The sequence below is a fragment of the Caulobacter sp. FV1ye13L genome, assembly GCF_058681155.1.
On record NZ_CM178732.1, the window covers coordinates 1,452,442 to 1,468,580 of the forward strand.

The window sequence follows — 16,139 nt, forward strand, 5'->3', positions numbered from 1 at the left end:
TTGAGTGACCTGCCCAGACCCGCGATCGTCTCGCCGTGAGATGTAAGGAGGGGTTTCCTTCCGGGGGAAGGCTTCCGAAAACTCCGGCCGGCTCTCTTCCTTCTCCCCTTGCGGGAGAAGGTGGCCGCGAAGCGGCCGGATGAGGGGTGGAAAGCCCTGTCCGGAAAGTCCGGCGCGACCCCTCACCCGACCCCGGACTTCGCCGGGTCACCCGCTCCCGCAAGGGGAGAGGGCAATTCCCAGCTCTGACCGAATTTCCAAGGGAGCTGCATTGATGAAATTAAAGGAGCTGCACACAAAAAGCCAGGGAGCTGTATGAAATTTTAGAAGGAGCTCTTGACAAATGGCGGTGGAGCTGTCTTTTGTGCTGCTGCGAACTCACCAAACTCCCTGAGCGATTGTCGCTCTTCCAGGAAAATCGAGTTCGAATGGAGAAGTAATATGATGCAAGTATATGTGCCCGCTATGCGGGGAAAGATGGGAACCCGCACGTACTATTCGTGCCTGATGCCCCTCGAAGCTATCCAGAGTATGTTCAAATTCGACCCCGAAGAGCGCCAGTGGTCCGATCTGTCCCCTGAAGCGCGGGAGCAACGGGCCCTTAACCGAGCGCGTGTTCCTGCACTCACTGAATACATGCTCGAAAACGAAGAGGATTATCTCTTCGCGTCTATCACCGCGTCATTCAAGTCCGAGCCGACCTTCGTTCCCCACTCGGACAGCGAGGGGAACATTGGCACCCTGCGGATCAAGCTCGGCGATGAGCTGACCATCAACGATGGCCAGCACCGCTGCGCCGCCATTGTGGAGGCCGTTAAGAAGAATCCGGACTTGGCGGAGCAAACCATTTCAGTGCTGCTCTTCCCTTGGGAAAGCACCGAGCGGGTCCAACAGATGTTCACTGACCTCAACCGGCACGTCGTTAAGACGTCTAAGTCGCTCGACGTCCTGTTCGACAAGCGCGATCCGATCTCCATCGCTACGCTGTTCGCGCTCGATAAGGTCCCGGTCTTTAAAGAGCTGACCGAGAAGGTCGATGCGGGACTCAAGGCTAAGTCGACGAAGATCTTCACGCTCGCTGCGGTCTATGATGCCAACAGCGACCTGCTTAGGGACAGCTCGGCCGAAGATGTTGAGGATAACGCCAAGCTCCTGGCCACCTACTGGTCCGCTGTGGCGGACAACATGGTGGACTGGCGGAAGGTCCTGAGCGGTCAGAAGTCCGCTCAGGAGCTTCGGTCGGAACACATCTCGTCCCACTCGACCGTCCTTCGCGCACTGGGCGGCCTTGGTGCTGACCTGATGGCGGCGGATCCTAACTGGAAGGAGCGCCTTGCCGCGCTGGCTGACATCGACTGGTCGAAGCAGAACAAGGAATGGCAGAACGTCTGCATCGTGGCGAACTCGGTGGTTTCCAACCGTCAAGCTCGCTCCGCGACGAAGACGTTCATCAAGAGCAAGCTCGGCATGTCCCTCACTGAGGCTGAGCAGCGTTCGCTTGAAAAGGCTGCTGCGTAATGGCCGGGCGGGAAATTTACCGTCGCCGGGCTAAGCCGAGCGGCGTTCACCTCAATAACGACGACGCTTCCGCCATCAAGGGGATGCGCCTCCGTGGCGACCGGCAGCATGATATCGCTGCTTGGTTTGGGGTAAATCCCGGCCGGGTTGCCGAAGTCCTTGGCGGATACGCCTTCCACAACGTGGAGGCGGCCGAAGCTAGCGGGCTTCCTCCGGCAGGCCCCTATTTGAGCGGACGTGCCGCGCTCGAAGCCGTCCAAGCGTTGGCAGAGGCCAAGGCCGCGCTGGTCCAGGCGGAAGAGAAAATCCGCGCCACCAGCCGGTACGTATAGCCTGAGAGAACGGGAAGGGGTCGCGCATAGCTGCGCGGCCCCTTCCCCCATCCTCCCCGCTAGGCTATAGCCCGCCCGCAATGACCCGCACGCCGCACCATCACGGCCGCCACCACCATCCGACCTCGCCTCGCGGGATCGGCCGGGTCTGCTCGCTCTAAAACAGCGACACCCAGCCAGAGCCCCGCCCAAGGCGGATGGGGCTTGCTGAAAAGCGCCATCCGTCGAGACCTGACTTCCTAGGATCGACGCCGCGACATGACCGACCAGCCCGCAGACACCTTCCGCCCCGAAGCCCGCGCCCCGCGCGGCTTCGCCGACAAGCGCGCCCGCGACCTGCGGGCCGAGCGCGCCATCCTGGAGGCGGTGTCGAAGGTCTATGAGCGGCACGGCTTCGAGGCGCTGGACACCGGGGCCTTCGAATATGCCGATGCCCTGGGCAAGTTCCTGCCCGACAGCGACCGTCCCAACGAGGGCGTGTTCGCCCTGCAGGACGACGACGACCAGTGGATGGCGCTGCGCTACGACCTGACCGCGCCCCTGGCCCGGTTCGCGGCCCAGAACTGGGAGACCCTGCCCAAGCCGTTCCGCCGCTATGCCTATGGCCCGGTGTGGCGCAACGAGAAGCCCGGCCCCGGCCGCTTCCGCGAATTCATCCAGTGCGACGCCGACACGGTGGGATCGGCCCGGCCCGAGGCCGACGCCGAGATCATCGCCATGGCCGTGGCGGGTCTGGAAGCCGCCGGCCTGCCGCGCGGCTCGGCCGTGCTGCGGATCAACAATCGCAAGCTGCTGAACGGCCTTCTGACCTCGGCCGGGGTCGAGACCAGCGGCCAGAAGCTGGCCGTGCTGCGCGCCGTCGACAAGCTGGACCGCCTGGGCGTCGAGGGCGTGCGCCTGCTGCTGGGCGAGGGCCGGCTGGACGAGAGCGGCGCCTTCACCAAGGGCGCTGGCCTGGTGGGCAAGGCCATCGACGCGGTGCTCGACTTCGTCCAGGCCGGGTCCGGCGGACGGTCGGAGACCTTGGGCAAGATCGCCAATGTCATCGGCGGCTCGGCCGAGGGCGACGAGGGCCTCAACGAGCTGGCCCTGATCGACGCGGCCCTGAAGAGCCTGGGCGTCGCCGACGACCAGGCGATGTTCGAGCCGTCGATCGTGCGCGGGCTTGAGTATTACACCGGCGCGGTGTTCGAGGCCGAGCTGCTGCTGTCCACCCTGGATGAGAAGGGCAACAAGGTCTCGTTCGGCTCGATCGGCGGCGGCGGGCGCTATGACGACCTGATCGCGCGGTTCACCGGCCAGCCCGTGCCGGCCACGGGCTTCTCGTTCGGCGTCTCGCGCCTGGCCTCGGCCCTGCGGGCGGCGGGGCGCGAGCCCGGCGGCGCGGCGCGGGGTCCGGTGGTGATCATCAATTTCGACCAGGCCCACATGGGCGAGTATTTCTCGGTCGCCGCCGACCTGCGCAACGCCGGCATTGCGGCCGAGGTCTATCTGGGAACCTCGGGCATGCGGCCGCAGATGAAATATGCCGACCGCCGGATGGCGCCGGCCGCCATCATGCTGGGCGGCGACGAGATCGCGGCCGGCACGGTGACGATCAAGGACCTCGACCTGGGCCGCGAGCTGGCCTCCGGCGTGGCCGACAACGCCGCCTGGAAGGCCGAGCGTCCGGGCCAGCAGACCATTCCGCGCGGCGAGCTGGTCGCGGCTGTCCGCAAGATCATTGAGGGCTGAGGCATGAGGCTCGAGCGTTCCATTCCCGCGGAGGCGCTGGGCGCCATCCGCGCGCCGCTGCTGGCGGCCGGCGCCGTGCTGACCGACGCGCCGGTGCTGCAGCCGCTGGGCCTGCTGCTGGACCTGGCCGGCGAGGCCATGCGCTCGCGGCTGTTCGTGGTGTCCGGCGACGGGGGGGAGGAGGCGTGCCTGCGGCCCGACTTCACCGTGGCCATCGCCCGCGCGCACCTCGAGGCGGGGGCGGCTTCCGGGCGCTATCTCTATGACGGCAAGGCCTTTCGCGTCGCGCCGCGCGGCAGCGACCGGGCCGAGGAGTTCCTGCAGATCGGCGTCGAGGCCTTCGAGGCCGGCGACCCCGTCGCCGCCGACGCCGAGATCGCCGCTTTGGCCTGGGCCTCGTCGGCCGCCGGCGGGCGCGCGGACCTGTCGCTGGTGCTGGGCGACGTCGGCCTGTTCGGAGCCTTCATCGATACGCTGGGCCTGGCCGCGCCCCTGGCCGCCCGCCTCAAGCGCGCCTTTACGCGTCCGCGCCAGCTGAAGATCGAGCTGGACGGCGGTGCCGAGGCCAGCGCCGAGCAGAGCCGCATCGCCGCCCTGCTGGCCGGCCTGCCCGAGGGCGAGGCCTCCGCCGTCTTGCAGGAGCTGTGGTCCCTGGCCGGCATCGAGCCGGTCGGCGGTCGTCGTCCCGCCGAGATCGCCCACCGCCTGGTCGAACGCGCCGAGGCCGCCAAGGCCGGGCGTCTGTCGCCCGAGCAGGCCGATGCGGTCCGCGCCTTCCTGGCGGTCAGCGACCGTCCGGGCGCGGCGCTGGACGCCATCTCGGCCCTGGCCGGACCGCAACGCGCGGCGCTGGACGCGGCCCTCGACGGCTGGCGCGCGCGTCTGGCCGGCATGGCCGCGCGCGGCGTGCCCGAGGACCGCATGGTGCTGACCGCCGCCTTCGGCCGGGCCTTCGGCTATTACGACGGCTACCTCTTTGAAGTGCGCAGCGCCGCCCTCGGCGACGAGCGGCCCGTGGCGGCCGGCGGTCGCTATGACGGCCTGCCCGCGCGTCTTGGGGCGGCGCGGACAACCGGCGCGGTGGGCTGCATGGTCCGTCCCGCGCGAGCCTATGCGGGAGGCGGCGAATGAGCGCGCCAATGATCTTCGCCATTCCGTCAAAAGGCCGCCTGAAAGAGCAGGTCGAGGCCTGGCTGGCCGAGTGCGGCTTCCGGCTGGAAATGACCGGCGGCTCGCGCGGCTATAGCGCTGAACTGTCGGGCCTGCCCGGCGTGTCGGTGCGGCTGCTGTCGGCCGGCGACATCGCCGCGGGTCTCGACGCCGGCGAACTGCACCTGGGCGTCACCGGCGAGGACCTGCTTCGCGAGCGCGGCGACGACATGGACAGCCGGGTGATGCTGCTGCGCGCCCTGGGCTTTGGCCGCGCCGATCTGGTGGTTACCGCCCCCAAGAGCTGGCTCGACGTCGACACCATGGCCGATATCGACGAGGTCGGGCACGCTCATCTGGCGCGGACAGGCCGCCGCCTGCGGGTGGCGACCAAATATGTGACCCAGACCCGGGCCTTCTTCGCCCGTCACGGCGTGGCCGACTATCGCATCGTCGAAAGCAGCGGCGCCACCGAGGGGGCCCCGGCCGCCGGGGCGGCGGAACTGGTGGTCGACATCACCACCACCGGCGCGACCCTGGCGGCCAACGGCCTGAAGATCCTGACCGACGGCGTGATCCTGAAGAGCCAGGCCCAGCTGACCGCCTCGCTGATCGCCGACTGGTCGCCCGAGCAGCTGGGCAGCCTGCAGCGCCTGCTGGCGGTGGTCGAGGCCAAGGGCCGGGCGCGCACGCTCGCCACCCTGGTCTGGCCCGCCGAACAGGACGACCTGGCCCAGGCCGCCGTCGCCGGCTTTGTCGCCAAGGGCGGCTCGCGCCGGACCAACGGCGCCCTGCTGGCCACAGCCGATCTGTTCGACGCCGCCGCCGCCCTGGCCGCTGCGGGGGTCGAGCCGGTCACCGTGTCGCGTCCCGACTATGTCTTTGAGTCCCGGTCGCGGGTGCTGGATCAGCTGGCCGCTCGCCTGAAGGGCGGTATTTGACGGTATCGTCAAAAAACCCCTGGGAGATCAGTGATAAGTTTGACTGGCGCGTCCAAACTACGTCCGGTTCGTCAAAAAAACGCTCAAACCGTTGCAGAAATGGGTTTTGTTGCGTTGACACCGCCCCAATTATGACGTTTCTAACGCTTGCAAGGAAGAACAGAGCCCATCAGAGAGCTCCCTTCCTTCGGCGTTTCGGGGAGGAAACGCCCGCCTAGATCGAATGATCGAGAAATAGCCAGCCCGTCGCGATTATCCCCCGCGGCGGGTTTGGTGTATCTGGGCCCCGGTTTCCATATTTGACGCAAGTGTCAAAAGTTCCAGCGCCGGGTAGGGGCGCCCCCCATGCGCGCCATTGCGGAAGGGGCGCAAGGGCGGAGATGATCGCGCTGCGCCGCACGGCGCGCCTGTCGATTCGCCCGCCTGCTGAGGAGGGACCCCATTTGAAGCCCCTGGCCCTCCTGCTGCCGGCGCTGATCCCATCGTGGAACTTCTTCGACGTGATCGCGCCCTCACCGCGCATCGAATACGCCCTGACCGCCTCGTCCGCCGTCCCGAAGCGGGGCTGGACCGAGTTTCGCCCCCGACCCCAGAGGGTGTCGGCGCGGACCCTGCTGGCTCGGCTGCTGTGGAATCCGCGCTGGAACGAGACGCTGTTTCTGGTCAGCTGCGCCGAGCGGCTGATCAATGCGCCCACCGACCATAGCCAGGACGAGATCTTCACGCGCCTCGCCGCCGATCTGACAGCGAACGGCGCGACCGGCGACTGGCTGAGCTTTCGGCTGGTCTTCGTCAGCCGCGAGGACGAGGCGATCCAGCGCGAGGTGCTGTTCCAGTCGGCCCCGCGCCGGCTGGCGGACATCGCCGCCCTATGACCCTCGAGAACGTTGCCCGCCTGACCGAGGCCCTGCTGGCCTTGGCCCTGATCCAGCAGAGTCTCGAGCACCTGAGCGGCCCCCGCGCCGACCGGCCGCTGTTCCTGGCGCGGATCGGACTGTGCGGACTGGTGATCCTCGGCGCGGTCTCGCCCTGGCCGGCGGTCGATCTGGTGGGGCTGCTGGGCCTGGCGGGGCTGTCGCTGCTGATCCTGCAGCGCTTCCAGGGGCCCTATAATGGCGGCAGCGATCGCATGGGCCTGCTGGCCCTGTGGTGCCTGACCCTGTCGCGGCTGATGCCGACGCCGGCCCTGCAGGAGCTGGTGTTCGGCTATCTGGGCCTGCAGCTGATGCTGTCCTATTTCATTTCCGGCTGGGTCAAGGTGGTCAATCCCGACTGGCGCAGCGGCCGGGCCCTGGCCGACGTCTTCCGGTTCTCGGCCTATCCGGTCAGCGAGGACCTGCGCCGCCTGGCCGATCGACCGCGCCTGCTGCTGGTGATGTCCTGGGCGGTGATGCTGTTCGAACTGGCCTTTCCGCTGACCCTGCTGTCGCGGGAGAGCCTGATCGCCGGGCTGGTGATCGCCGGGACCTTCCACCTGGCCAATGCCTGCCTGTTCGGGCTCAACCGCTTCTTCTGGACCTGGCTGGCGGTCTATCCGGCGATCCTGTGGCTGCAAGATCGTCTCCTATAGGCGCTCTTGACTCATTTAGATGATTAGCTAATCATCTCATCATGAGCCAGGTGTTCAGAGCCCTTTCCGATCCCACCCGCCGACGGGTGCTGCAGCTTCTGCGCAAGGGGCCGCTGAGCGCCGGCGAGCTCAGCGACCAGTTCGAGGTCTCCAAGCCGACCATGTCGGCGCACTTCGCTGTGCTGAAGGAGGCTGACCTGGTCCACGCCGAAAAGGCCGGCAAGTCCGTCATCTATCACCTGAAGCTTTCGGTGCTCGAAGAGGCGCTGCTGGGCTTTGTCCATTCATTTGGCCTGGGCGCAGAGTCGCCTGAGCCCAAGAAGGAGACTGCGCGATGAACAAGGATCTGATCGGAGACTTCGCCTGGGGTGGCGGCATTCTCGTCCTGGCGCTCGTCGCGTCCTTCGCCCGCAAGCAGGGCTATATCGACAACGATACGACCATAAGACTGGTCCTGGGCGCCACGGGCCTGATGGTCGCCTGGACCGGCAACCGGCTGCCCAAGACCTTCGTCCCCAGCGCGCGAGCCCGCGGGGCCAGGCGGGTTGCGGCCTGGTCGCTGGTTCTGAGCGGGCTGATCTATGCCGGACTCTGGGCGTTCGCCCCGATCCCGGTGGCGGTCGTGGGCGGGTGCGGCGCGGTCGTGGTGGGGATCGCGGTGACGCTGGGCTACTGCCTGTCGCTGCGGGACAAGGCCAAAGCCGGGTAGCTCGAACGGTCATCCAGACGAGCGAGGCGGGCGTCGGCCGCTCGGCGTCGGGGTCGGGAAAAAGGGGCCGGCGCGTGCGCGCCGACCCCTTCAGTTTTCAGCCCTGTGCGGGACCTACCAGATCTTCACGCGGTCTTCCGGCGCGATGTACAGCTTGTCGCCCGGCTTGATGTCGAAGGCCTTGTACCAGCCAGGCTGGTTCCGGATCGTGCCGTTGACCCGGTAATAGGCCGGGGAGTGCGGACCGCTGGTGACCTGCTGCTTGAGAGCCTCGTCGCGCTGCTTCTGGCGCCATACCTGGGCCCAGCCCAGATAGATGCGCTGGTCGCCGGTCAGGCCGTCCAGAATCGGAGCCGGCTTGCCGTTCAGCGAGGCATGATAGGCGTCCAGCCCGAACGCCAGGCCGCCCATGTCGCCGATGTTCTCGCCCATGGTCAGGGGGCCGTTCAGCTTCATGCCCGGCAGCGGCTCGAAGGCCCCGTACTGGGCGCCCAGACGGTCGGCCTGGGCCTTGAACTTGGCGGCGTCTTCCGCCGTCCACCAGTCGCGCAGCACGCCGTCGCCGTCGGACTTGCGGCCCTGGTCGTCAAAGCCGTGGCCGATTTCGTGGCCGATCACGCCGCCGATGCCGCCATAGTTGACGGCCGGGTCGGCGTCGGGATGGAAGAACGGCGCCTGCAGGATGGCGGCCGGGAAGACGATCTCGTTATTGACCGAGTTGTAATAGGCGTTGACCGTCTGCGGGGTCATGCCCCACTCGGTCTTGTCGACCGGCTTGAACAGGCGCTCGACATCCTCGCGCCAGGCCCAGACGCCGGCGCGCTGGGCGTTGCCATAGGCGTCGTTGTCCTTGATCTCGAGCTTGGAATAGTCTTCCCAGACGTCGGGATAGCCGATCTTGACGGTGAACTTGGTCAGCTTGTCCTGGGCCTTGACCTTGGTCTCGGCGCTCATCCAGTCGAGATTGTCGATGCGGGTCTTCATGGCCGAGCGGATATTGGCCACCAGGTCCAGCATCTTGGCCTTGGACTCCGGCGGGAAATAGGCCGCCACATAGTCCTTGCCGACCGCTTCGCCCAGAATGCCGTTGACCTGGGCCACGCCGCGCTTCCAGCGCGGGCGCTGCTCGGGCTGACCCGACAGGGTCTTGTTGCGGAACGCGAAGCTGGCCTCGACGAAGCGCTTGGACAGCATGGGCGCGGCGTCGTCAGTGACCTTGAACGCCTGCCAGGCCTTCAGGGTGTCCAGCGGGGTTTCCGCATAGATAGCCGCATATTTCGGGAAGGTGGTGTTGGTGGTGACCACGAAGCGGTCGACCTTGGGCAGTTCCGAGCCGGCCAGATAGCGGTTCCAGTCATAGCCCGGCGTCATGGCCTGCAATTCCGCCAGGGTGGCGGGATTGTAGGTCTTGTCGCGGTCGCGGCGCTCGGCGCGGGTCCAGGTGACCTCGGCCAGCCGGGTTTCGAAGGCGACGATGGCCTTGGCGTGGTCGGCGGGCTTGTCCCAGCCGGCCATGGTCAGGATCTGTTCGACATAGGCCAGATAGGCGGTCTTCTTGTCGGCGAACTTGGCGTCCAGATAATAGTCCCGGTCGGGCAGGGACAGGCCGCCAGCCCCGGCATAGACGGCATAGGCCTTGGGGTTCTTGGCGTCGGTCTGGATGCCCAGGCCCAGCAGGCTGGTGAACGGCGCGACGCTGCTCTGGCCCATCAGGGCGGTGAAGGCGTCCTTGCTCTTCACGGCCTTGATTTGCGCGAGGTAGGGCGCGATCGGCTTGGCGTCCAGGGCCTCGATGGCGGCCTCGTCCATGAAGGCGCGATAGGCGGCGCCGACCTTGGCGGTGTCGCCCGCGGCGGCCTTGTTGGCGGCGGCGGCCTCGATGATCGCCTTGGTGCGGGCTTCCGACAGTTCCGACAGCTTGTCGAAATTGCCATAGCGCGTGCGGTCCGACGGGATTTCCGTGCGGGCGTCCCAGGCGCCGTTGGCCCACTTGTAGAAGTCGTCGCCCGGCTTGACGCTGCTGTCGATGCCCGAGGTGTCGAAGCCCCACGCGCCGTAGCGCGGCGACTCCAGCGAGGTCAGGTCGCCGGCCGCGCCTTCCGAAGCCCCATTCAGCAGAGGCGCGGCAAACAGGGCCTGGGTCGTGCAGGCGTCATCAAGGCACAGATGGTCCTCGCCGGCCTGGGCGCCGAAGGCCGAAAGGGAAAGCGCGGCCACGGCGGCGGCGGCGAACCAAACTCGTTTCATGGAAGTCGTATCCGTTGGTGTGAGCTGGCCGCAATCTGCCCCGCCGTGGAAGTTTTGCTCCCTTACAAATTTGTCATGTCCAGCCAGAATGGGCGGCTAGTGGTGCTGATGTTCGCCCATCGATCCCTGCGAAGTCTGGGGTGCGGCGCTCTGCACGGTCAGCTCGACGGCGGCGCGGCGGCCGTTGTCGAAGACCAGCGTTATGGGGGCTTTTTGCCCCTGGGCCAGGGGCTGTTTCAGACCCAGCAGCATGAAGTGATAGCCGCCCGGGGCGAAGGCCACCGAGCCGCCGGCCGGGATGGTCACGCCTTGGTCCAGGCGACGCATGGTCATCACGCCATTGGCCATGGCCGAGCGATGGATCTCGACCACGCCGGCCAGGGGGCTTTCGGCGCTGACCAGCTTGACCGGCTTGGCGCCGGCATTGGCGATGGTCATGAAGCCGACCCCGTTCATGCTGGCCATGGCCGGGCGGGTCCACGGATTGCCGATCGTCAGGGCGCCGACCTTGTAGTCGCCTGCGAAGGCGGGGGCGGTGAAGGCGAGAACGGCCGCGAGGGCCAGGAAGCGTGCGGTGCGCATGGGGCTCTCCAGGATCAATGTTTGTGGCCGGCCGAAACGGCCTCGGCGGGGATCAGGCGAAGGGTGGCGGCGGGGCGCGACAGCTTCGCGCCCGGCGCCTCGGCGGAAGGAATCTCCGTCCACTGACTTTCGCCCTTCTCGCAGGTCTGGATGACCGGAAAGACCAGGGTTTCGGCCGTGGCGGGCAGTTTCATCAGCAGCGGAAACTCGTCGAACGCCTCGTCGGGCAGGCGGCCGACATAGGTCACCGCCGAGGGCGCGGCCTTGGGATCGGCGCCGGGCTCGCGCTCGATCTCATAGGTCCAGCCCGGCTTGGGCTGGGGCCGGGCCGAGACCACGCCAGGCGGGATCTCGATGCGGACCTTCAGGGTGACGTCGCCCGCCGAGCAGGCATGGCCCACCCGGAAGGCGACGGCGGCATAGGATCCGGCCCGCGCCGTATCGGGCGCGGCGACCACGTGGGCCTGGGCGGCCAGGGGGGCGGCCAGGGGAGCGGCGAGGGCCAGGAGGGTGAGGGCGATCTTGCGCATCATGGTCTCCTAGAACTTGCCCGAGACGCCGACGAACACGCCGCGTCCCTCGCCCGGCCAGAAGGCCGCCGTATTTTCGATCGTCGCCGCCGTGACCGAGGCCGGATTGGCCAGCGGATTGACGGTGGCGACATAGCGCTTGTCGAGCAGATTGCGCGCATCGACGAACACCGTCACCCCGTCGCGGCTATAGCCGGCCCCCAAGGAGGCGATAGCGTAGTCGGGCGCGCGGACCTTGTTGCGGAAATCGACGAACGGGCCGCGCGGCGACCACTCGACCGACGGGGCCACGAACCAGCCGGCCGGATGCTCGTATTTCAGCTCGGCGCGGTACAGGTGCTCGGGCACGATCGGCAGGGTGTTGTCGCCGTACTGGGCGTCGCCCTCGAAATGGAAATCCGACCAGGCCCAGGTCTGGCGCAGGCGGATGCGCTTGTTGAACCGCCAGTCGAGGCCGGCTTCCAGGCCCTGATGCACCGTCTCGTCGGCGTTGAAGGTGGCGGCCGGGTGGGCGGGATCGACCACGAAGCTCAGCAGCTCGTTCTTAAGCTCGGCGCGATAGAGGGCCAGATCCCAGGCGAACGCGCCCTTGCGGCCGCGCGCGCCGATCTCGCCGGTCCAGGCCTTTTGCGGAACCACGGGCGCGAAGCCGGCGGCGGCGGTCGGCGAATAGGCTCCGAAATTGGGCGGCTCGACCGACTTCGTCAGGTTGGCGAACACCTGGCTGTCCTGGTCGATCTGGAACAGCAGGCCGACGCGCGGGGCCAGCCAATCATAGTCGCGGCGGGCGGTCAGGTCGAAGGTCGAGGCGACGCCCGCCAGCCTGTAGGCGCGGTAGTCGCGCTTGGCGGTTCCGTAGGTGGCGCCGGCCACCAGGGCGACGCGGGGCGTGACGAAGAAGCGGCCCTCGGTGAAGACATCCAGGGCTTCCGCGTTCTGGCGCGAGAAGGCCTGGGCCGCGCCCTTGGAGCCGCGCAGGTTCAGCCACTGGCGGGCGTCCAGATCACCGATCCGGTAGGAAGCGCCCGCGAACAGGTCAGCGGCGTGGCCGCCCAGTTCGCCGGTCCAGTCCAGCCGTCCAAAGGCCCCGAAGTTGCGGCTTTCCTGGTCGATGACCTGGAAGATCGGATGGTCCAGATCACGCCAGGCGGCATGGACGCCGCCTTCGAACACGGTGGTGTCGGACAGGCGCCAGGTGGTCTGCACGCTGGCCCGGGCGTTGCGCATGTTGCGCCCGTAGTTATTGGCCAGATTGCCGGCGGCGGCCTTTTCCCGGCTGTTCAGGGCCTGGGCCAGGGGCAGGGAGCCGCCGATCTGCTGGCGCAGGTCCGCGCCGCTGACATACAGGCGCACCTCGCGGTCCTCGCCGAAGCTGTGGCCGATATTGGCCGAGAGGCGGGCGGCCGAGCTGTTGCTCTGCTGGCGCCAGCCGTCGGCGTTCATCAGGGTGGCGCCGACAAAGACGTCGTTGTCGCCGAACTGCCGTGCGACCTCGCCATGCAGGCGGGCCGTGCCGAACGAACCGCCCTCGACGCGCAGCAGGTTGTCGGCGCCGGCCGTCTTGCCCGTGGGGGTGACGAAATTGATCGCCCCGCCCAGCAGGGCCCCGCCAAAGCGCAGGGCGTTGCCGCCCTTGTAGACCTCGGTGTAGCGGGCCAGCAGCGGGTCGATCAGCTGATAGTCGCCATAGCCGTCGGCCTCGTTCAGCGGCACGCCGTCCTGGGCCAGCAGGGTCCCGCGATTGTGGTTGGCGTTGCCGATGCCCGAGCCCCGGATCGACAGGCGGGTATCCTCGCCGAACTTCTTCTGGGCGAACACGCCGGGCACGTCGCGGACAGTGTCGTTGAGGCCCAGGGCGAAGCGGTTGGCATAGGCTTCCGACGAGATCACGGCCACCGCGCCGGGGGTTTCCGACAGGCGCTTGCGGGCCTGGGCCACGGCGGGCGGGTCTTCGGGATCGGGGCGGGCGGTGACCAGCACCGAGTCGAGGCGGGTCTGGTCGGCTTCAGCGGCGTGAGCAGCAGGCGACAGGCAAAGGGCGGCGGCGCCCAGCAGGAGGGCGCGGCGGAAGGTGACGGTCATGGAAATTGCAGTCCTGAAAACGTGACGAGACGCGCGGGCGGCGTCAGCCGCAGCGCAGGCTTTGGGTCAGGCGTTCAGGTTGGCGGGTGGCCCTTGTCCGGGCGGACGGGGCGGCGCGCGGGCATGGCCGCGAACGCCCAGGCTGCGCACGACGGCGACTTCCAGGCGGACGGCATAGCGCACGGGCGCGATGGTGGCGGCGGGGTCGGGGGTGATGGCGGCCAGGCTGGCGGCCACGCACTGGCCGCACTTGAAGCCGCCGAAGATCTTGCTGGGAGCCGGCTCCTCGCCGCCCACCCTGACCAGCTTGGCGCCCTCGGCCGTACAGATGATGATCGCCTCGCCCGCGCTGGTCGAGCGGGCCATGGCGACGGCCGGAACCAGGGTCTGGGCCAGCACCGCGAGCGCCGCCAGCAGGGCGACGAGCAGGGCAGGGCCGGATCTGGCGCGACGGGCGGTCATTGCGACGGGTGACTAGGGCTTGGGGGCGAGCGGGTCAATCGGGGGCTGTGGCGAGGTGGTGGCGCACGGCTACTTAAGGGCGCTTTGGCGTCGTTGGGAGGCGGGCTTCGCCATCGCGACGCCTCACCGTCATTCCCGCCCTTGTGGCGGGAACCCCTGTTTCGGCTGACACGTGAAGCGCCAGCGAAGTGCGCGCGCACTTCGCCCCCCTCGCACCTTCGGCGGACAGAGAGGTTCCCGCCACAAGGGCGGGAATGACGGCAGGAGGGGGCGGGAAGGCGGGGCTAATGCCCACCCGCCGCCACCACCGGCTTCTTCTTCGGCGCCCGCGCCAGCATCCCCTTGGCGATCTCGTCCTCGCCGACCAGGGCGTGGCTGGCGCCCATGCTTTTCAGCAGCTCGACATCGGCGTCGGTATAGGCCCGGGCTATGATCTCGGCCTTGGGGTTGGCGGCGCGGGCCTGTTCGATGATCCGGGCGGCTTCGAACGGGCTGGGCACGGCGACGAACAGGTGGGTGGCTCTGGCGAGGCCGGCCTTCAGCAGCACCTCGGGCAGCACCGCATTGCCGTTGACCACCTCGAAGCCGGCGGCGCGCAGTTCGGCGGCGCGTTCGGGGTCGGCCTCGATCACCACCAGCGGCGTGCGGCCCTTCAGGCCCTCGGCCACCCGCTTGCCGACCCGGCCATAGCCGACCAGCAGGGCGTGAGCCCGGGCCGCGGCGACCAGCGGCGGCTCGCCGGCCGCCTCGCGCTCGCGGGCGAGCATCCGGGGCAGGAAGCGGTCGAGGATCACGAACAGCAACGGATTGACCAGGATCGACAGGATGGCGCCGGCCAGGATCAGGTCGCGGCCCGCTTCCGGCAGCAGCTTCAGCGACACGCCCAGCCCCGCCAGGATGAACGAGAACTCGCCGATCTGGGCCAGGCTGACCGAGATCGTCAGGGCCGTGCTCATCGGTCGGCGGAAGGCGAGCACGATGATCAGGGCGGCGATCGACTTGCCCACCACGATGATCGCCAGGGTGGCCAGAACGGCCAGCGGCTCACGGATCAGCACCATCGGGTCGAACAGCATGCCGATCGAGACGAAGAACAGCACCGCGAAGGCGTCGCGCAGGGGCAGGGTCTCGTTGGCGGCCTGCTGGGAAAGCTCGCTCTCGGCCATGATCATGCCGGCGAAGAAGGCCCCCAGGGCGAACGACACGCCAAACAGCGCCGCCGAGCCGAAGGCGACGCCCAGCGCCATGGCCAGCACGCCCAGACGGAACAGCTCCCGCGAGCCGGTATGGGCGACGCGGTGCAGGATCCACGGGATCACGCGGCGGCCGATGATCAGCATGAAGGCGACGAAGGCCACGACCTTGCCGATGGTCATGGCGAAGGCGCCGGCCACGCCGCCGGGACCGGGGGCGGCGGCCTCACCGCCCAGCATTCCGGAGAGGGCGGGCAGCAGCACCAGGGCCAGCACCATGGCCAGGTCCTCGACGATCAGCCAGCCGACGGCGATCTTGCCGCGCCCGGTCTCGACCAGCCGCCGCTCCTGCAGGGCCCGCAGCAGCACCACGGTCGAGGCGACCGACAGGGCCAGGCCAAAGACGATCCCCGCTCCGACGGTCCAGCCCAGGGCGAGCGCCAGGCCCAGGCCCATCACCGTGGCGGCGGCGATCTGAACGATGGCGCCGGGGATGGCGATCTTGCGCACCGCCATCAGGTCTTTGAGCGAGAAATGCAGCCCCACGCCGAACATCAGCAGGATCACGCCGATCTCGGCCAGCTGCGGCGCCAGCTCCTGATCGGCGACATAGCCGGGCGTGAACGGCCCGACCATCACGCCGGCCACCAGATAGCCGACCAGCACCGGCAGCTTCAGCCGATTGGCGAGGGCGCCGAATACGAAGGCCAGCCCCAGACCCGCGACGATGGTGACGATCAGCGAGGTATGGTGCAAAGGCTCTCCTTGACGGTCAACATTTTCGGTCGTATTCAACCAATATGGGTGACGGGCCCCGGATCTGCCAGATGCCACACGCAAAAATTCTCCTGCCGGCCCAGTGTCGGGGCGCTCGCGGCCTGCTCAGCTGGTCGCAAGGCGAGCTCGCCGATCGGGCGGGGGTGTCGCGCAGCACGGTCAAGGACTTCGAAACCGAGCGTCATGCGTTGCACCATAGCACCGAACGCCTTCTGATCGTGGCTTTCGAGGCGGGTGGGGTCATGCTGATCGCGCCGGGCAGCGCACCGGGAGACGCCGGGGCGGGCGTCAGGCTGAAACTGGCAAGCTAGGC

16 protein-coding genes and 1 pseudogene are annotated in these 16,139 nt (G+C 68.0%); 10 read left to right on the top strand and 7 right to left on the bottom strand.

Going from position 1 to position 16,139, the window contains the following annotated elements; genetic code table 11:
- The first annotated feature begins 441 nt into the window (after positions 1-441).
- The 9 genes from dndB (at position 442) to ACW176_RS06815 (ending at position 7,953) form a co-directional block, all read left to right on the top strand.
- Positions 442-1,518: a DNA sulfur modification protein DndB gene (gene dndB / locus ACW176_RS06775; protein WP_492111373.1), complete on the top strand. Its 1,077-nt coding sequence runs from the start codon at positions 442-444 to the stop codon at positions 1,516-1,518.
- Positions 1,518-1,850 carry a hypothetical protein gene (locus ACW176_RS06780; protein ID WP_492111374.1) on the top strand — a complete coding sequence of 111 codons (333 nt, stop codon included), beginning with the start codon at positions 1,518-1,520 and terminating at the stop codon, positions 1,848-1,850. Before dndB ends, ACW176_RS06780 begins: the two co-directional genes overlap by 1 nt.
- A 258-nt stretch (positions 1,851-2,108) precedes the next feature.
- A complete protein-coding gene (gene hisS / locus ACW176_RS06785; RefSeq protein ID WP_492111375.1) occupies positions 2,109-3,584 on the top strand; it encodes a histidine--tRNA ligase in 1,476 nt (491 codons plus the stop codon).
- 3 nt (positions 3,585-3,587) lie between these two features.
- A complete protein-coding gene (locus ACW176_RS06790) occupies positions 3,588-4,715 on the top strand; it encodes an ATP phosphoribosyltransferase regulatory subunit (RefSeq protein WP_492111376.1) in 1,128 nt (375 codons plus the stop codon).
- Positions 4,712-5,674 carry an ATP phosphoribosyltransferase gene (gene hisG, locus ACW176_RS06795; protein WP_492111377.1) on the top strand — a complete coding sequence of 321 codons (963 nt, stop codon included), beginning with the start codon at positions 4,712-4,714 and terminating at the stop codon, positions 5,672-5,674. Before ACW176_RS06790 ends, hisG begins: the two co-directional genes overlap by 4 nt.
- A gap of 443 nt (positions 5,675-6,117) precedes the next feature.
- On the top strand, positions 6,118-6,549 hold the full coding sequence (locus tag ACW176_RS06800) for a hypothetical protein (protein WP_492111378.1): 432 nt from the start codon (positions 6,118-6,120) through the stop codon (positions 6,547-6,549).
- Positions 6,546-7,244 carry an HTTM domain-containing protein gene (locus tag ACW176_RS06805; RefSeq protein WP_492111379.1) on the top strand — a complete coding sequence of 233 codons (699 nt, stop codon included), beginning with the start codon at positions 6,546-6,548 and terminating at the stop codon, positions 7,242-7,244. The genes ACW176_RS06800 and ACW176_RS06805 overlap by 4 nt, the downstream gene beginning before the upstream one ends.
- A 41-nt stretch (positions 7,245-7,285) precedes the next feature.
- Positions 7,286-7,582, top strand: a complete 297-nt coding sequence (locus ACW176_RS06810; RefSeq protein ID WP_419319572.1) for an autorepressor SdpR family transcription factor — start codon at positions 7,286-7,288, stop codon at positions 7,580-7,582.
- Complete coding sequence (locus ACW176_RS06815; protein WP_492111380.1) at positions 7,579-7,953, top strand: ammonium transporter; 375 nt, start codon at positions 7,579-7,581, stop codon at positions 7,951-7,953. The genes ACW176_RS06810 and ACW176_RS06815 overlap by 4 nt, the downstream gene beginning before the upstream one ends.
- 114 nt (positions 7,954-8,067) lie before the next feature.
- Here ACW176_RS06815 and ACW176_RS06820 read toward each other — a convergent pair whose 3' ends face one another.
- From ACW176_RS06820 to ybaL, 7 genes and pseudogenes are all read right to left on the bottom strand, one after another.
- Positions 8,068-10,200 (bottom strand): M13 family metallopeptidase, encoded by a 2,133-nt coding sequence (locus ACW176_RS06820; RefSeq protein WP_492055853.1) that lies wholly within the window; start codon positions 10,198-10,200, stop codon positions 8,068-8,070.
- A 96-nt stretch (positions 10,201-10,296) separates the two neighbouring features.
- On the bottom strand, positions 10,297-10,782 hold the full coding sequence (locus ACW176_RS06825; RefSeq protein ID WP_492111381.1) for a copper chaperone PCu(A)C: 486 nt from the start codon (positions 10,780-10,782) through the stop codon (positions 10,297-10,299).
- Positions 10,783-10,796: 14 nt separating this feature from the next.
- Positions 10,797-11,312, bottom strand: coding sequence for a YcnI family protein (locus ACW176_RS06830; protein WP_492111382.1), 516 nt, complete (start codon positions 11,310-11,312; stop codon positions 10,797-10,799).
- Positions 11,313-11,321: 9 nt separating this feature from the next.
- Positions 11,322-13,394, bottom strand: coding sequence for a TonB-dependent receptor family protein (locus ACW176_RS06835; protein ID WP_492111383.1), 2,073 nt, complete (start codon positions 13,392-13,394; stop codon positions 11,322-11,324).
- 66 nt (positions 13,395-13,460) lie between these two features.
- On the bottom strand, positions 13,461-13,856 hold the full coding sequence (locus ACW176_RS06840) for a DUF2946 family protein (RefSeq protein ID WP_492111384.1): 396 nt from the start codon (positions 13,854-13,856) through the stop codon (positions 13,461-13,463).
- 127 nt (positions 13,857-13,983) lie between these two features.
- Positions 13,984-14,120: pseudogene (locus ACW176_RS06845) on the bottom strand (hypothetical protein); the annotation flags it as partial.
- 20 nt (positions 14,121-14,140) lie between these two features.
- On the bottom strand, positions 14,141-15,805 hold the full coding sequence (ybaL, locus tag ACW176_RS06850; RefSeq protein WP_492111385.1) for a YbaL family putative K(+) efflux transporter: 1,665 nt from the start codon (positions 15,803-15,805) through the stop codon (positions 14,141-14,143).
- Positions 15,806-15,876: 71 nt separating this feature from the next.
- On the opposite strand from ybaL, the gene ACW176_RS06855 reads away from it, so the two are divergent.
- Positions 15,877-16,137, top strand: coding sequence for a helix-turn-helix transcriptional regulator (locus ACW176_RS06855; protein WP_419319583.1), 261 nt, complete (start codon positions 15,877-15,879; stop codon positions 16,135-16,137).
- Positions 16,138-16,139: the final 2 nt, after the last annotated feature.

What these genes read in the sequence shown, in the direction of transcription:
- ACW176_RS06780 (WP_492111374.1), top strand. Translation starts at nt 1,518, where the DNA reads ATGGCCGGGCGGGAAATTTACCGTCGCCGGGCTAAGCCGAGCGGCGTT.
- ACW176_RS06815 (WP_492111380.1), top strand. Translation starts at nt 7,579, where the DNA reads ATGAACAAGGATCTGATCGGAGACTTCGCCTGGGGTGGCGGCATTCTC.
- ACW176_RS06790 (WP_492111376.1), top strand. Translation starts at nt 3,588, where the DNA reads ATGAGGCTCGAGCGTTCCATTCCCGCGGAGGCGCTGGGCGCCATCCGC.
- ACW176_RS06830 (WP_492111382.1), bottom strand. Translation starts at nt 11,312, where the DNA reads ATGCGCAAGATCGCCCTCACCCTCCTGGCCCTCGCCGCTCCCCTGGCC.
- dndB (WP_492111373.1), top strand. Translation starts at nt 442, where the DNA reads ATGATGCAAGTATATGTGCCCGCTATGCGGGGAAAGATGGGAACCCGC.
- ACW176_RS06820 (WP_492055853.1), bottom strand. Translation starts at nt 10,200, where the DNA reads ATGAAACGAGTTTGGTTCGCCGCCGCCGCCGTGGCCGCGCTTTCCCTT.
- ACW176_RS06840 (WP_492111384.1), bottom strand. Translation starts at nt 13,856, where the DNA reads ATGACCGCCCGTCGCGCCAGATCCGGCCCTGCCCTGCTCGTCGCCCTG.
- ACW176_RS06835 (WP_492111383.1), bottom strand. Translation starts at nt 13,394, where the DNA reads ATGACCGTCACCTTCCGCCGCGCCCTCCTGCTGGGCGCCGCCGCCCTT.
- hisG (WP_492111377.1), top strand. Translation starts at nt 4,712, where the DNA reads ATGAGCGCGCCAATGATCTTCGCCATTCCGTCAAAAGGCCGCCTGAAA.
- ACW176_RS06810 (WP_419319572.1), top strand. Translation starts at nt 7,286, where the DNA reads ATGAGCCAGGTGTTCAGAGCCCTTTCCGATCCCACCCGCCGACGGGTG.
- ACW176_RS06825 (WP_492111381.1), bottom strand. Translation starts at nt 10,782, where the DNA reads ATGCGCACCGCACGCTTCCTGGCCCTCGCGGCCGTTCTCGCCTTCACC.
- ACW176_RS06855 (WP_419319583.1), top strand. Translation starts at nt 15,877, where the DNA reads ATGCCACACGCAAAAATTCTCCTGCCGGCCCAGTGTCGGGGCGCTCGC.
- hisS (WP_492111375.1), top strand. Translation starts at nt 2,109, where the DNA reads ATGACCGACCAGCCCGCAGACACCTTCCGCCCCGAAGCCCGCGCCCCG.
- ACW176_RS06805 (WP_492111379.1), top strand. Translation starts at nt 6,546, where the DNA reads ATGACCCTCGAGAACGTTGCCCGCCTGACCGAGGCCCTGCTGGCCTTG.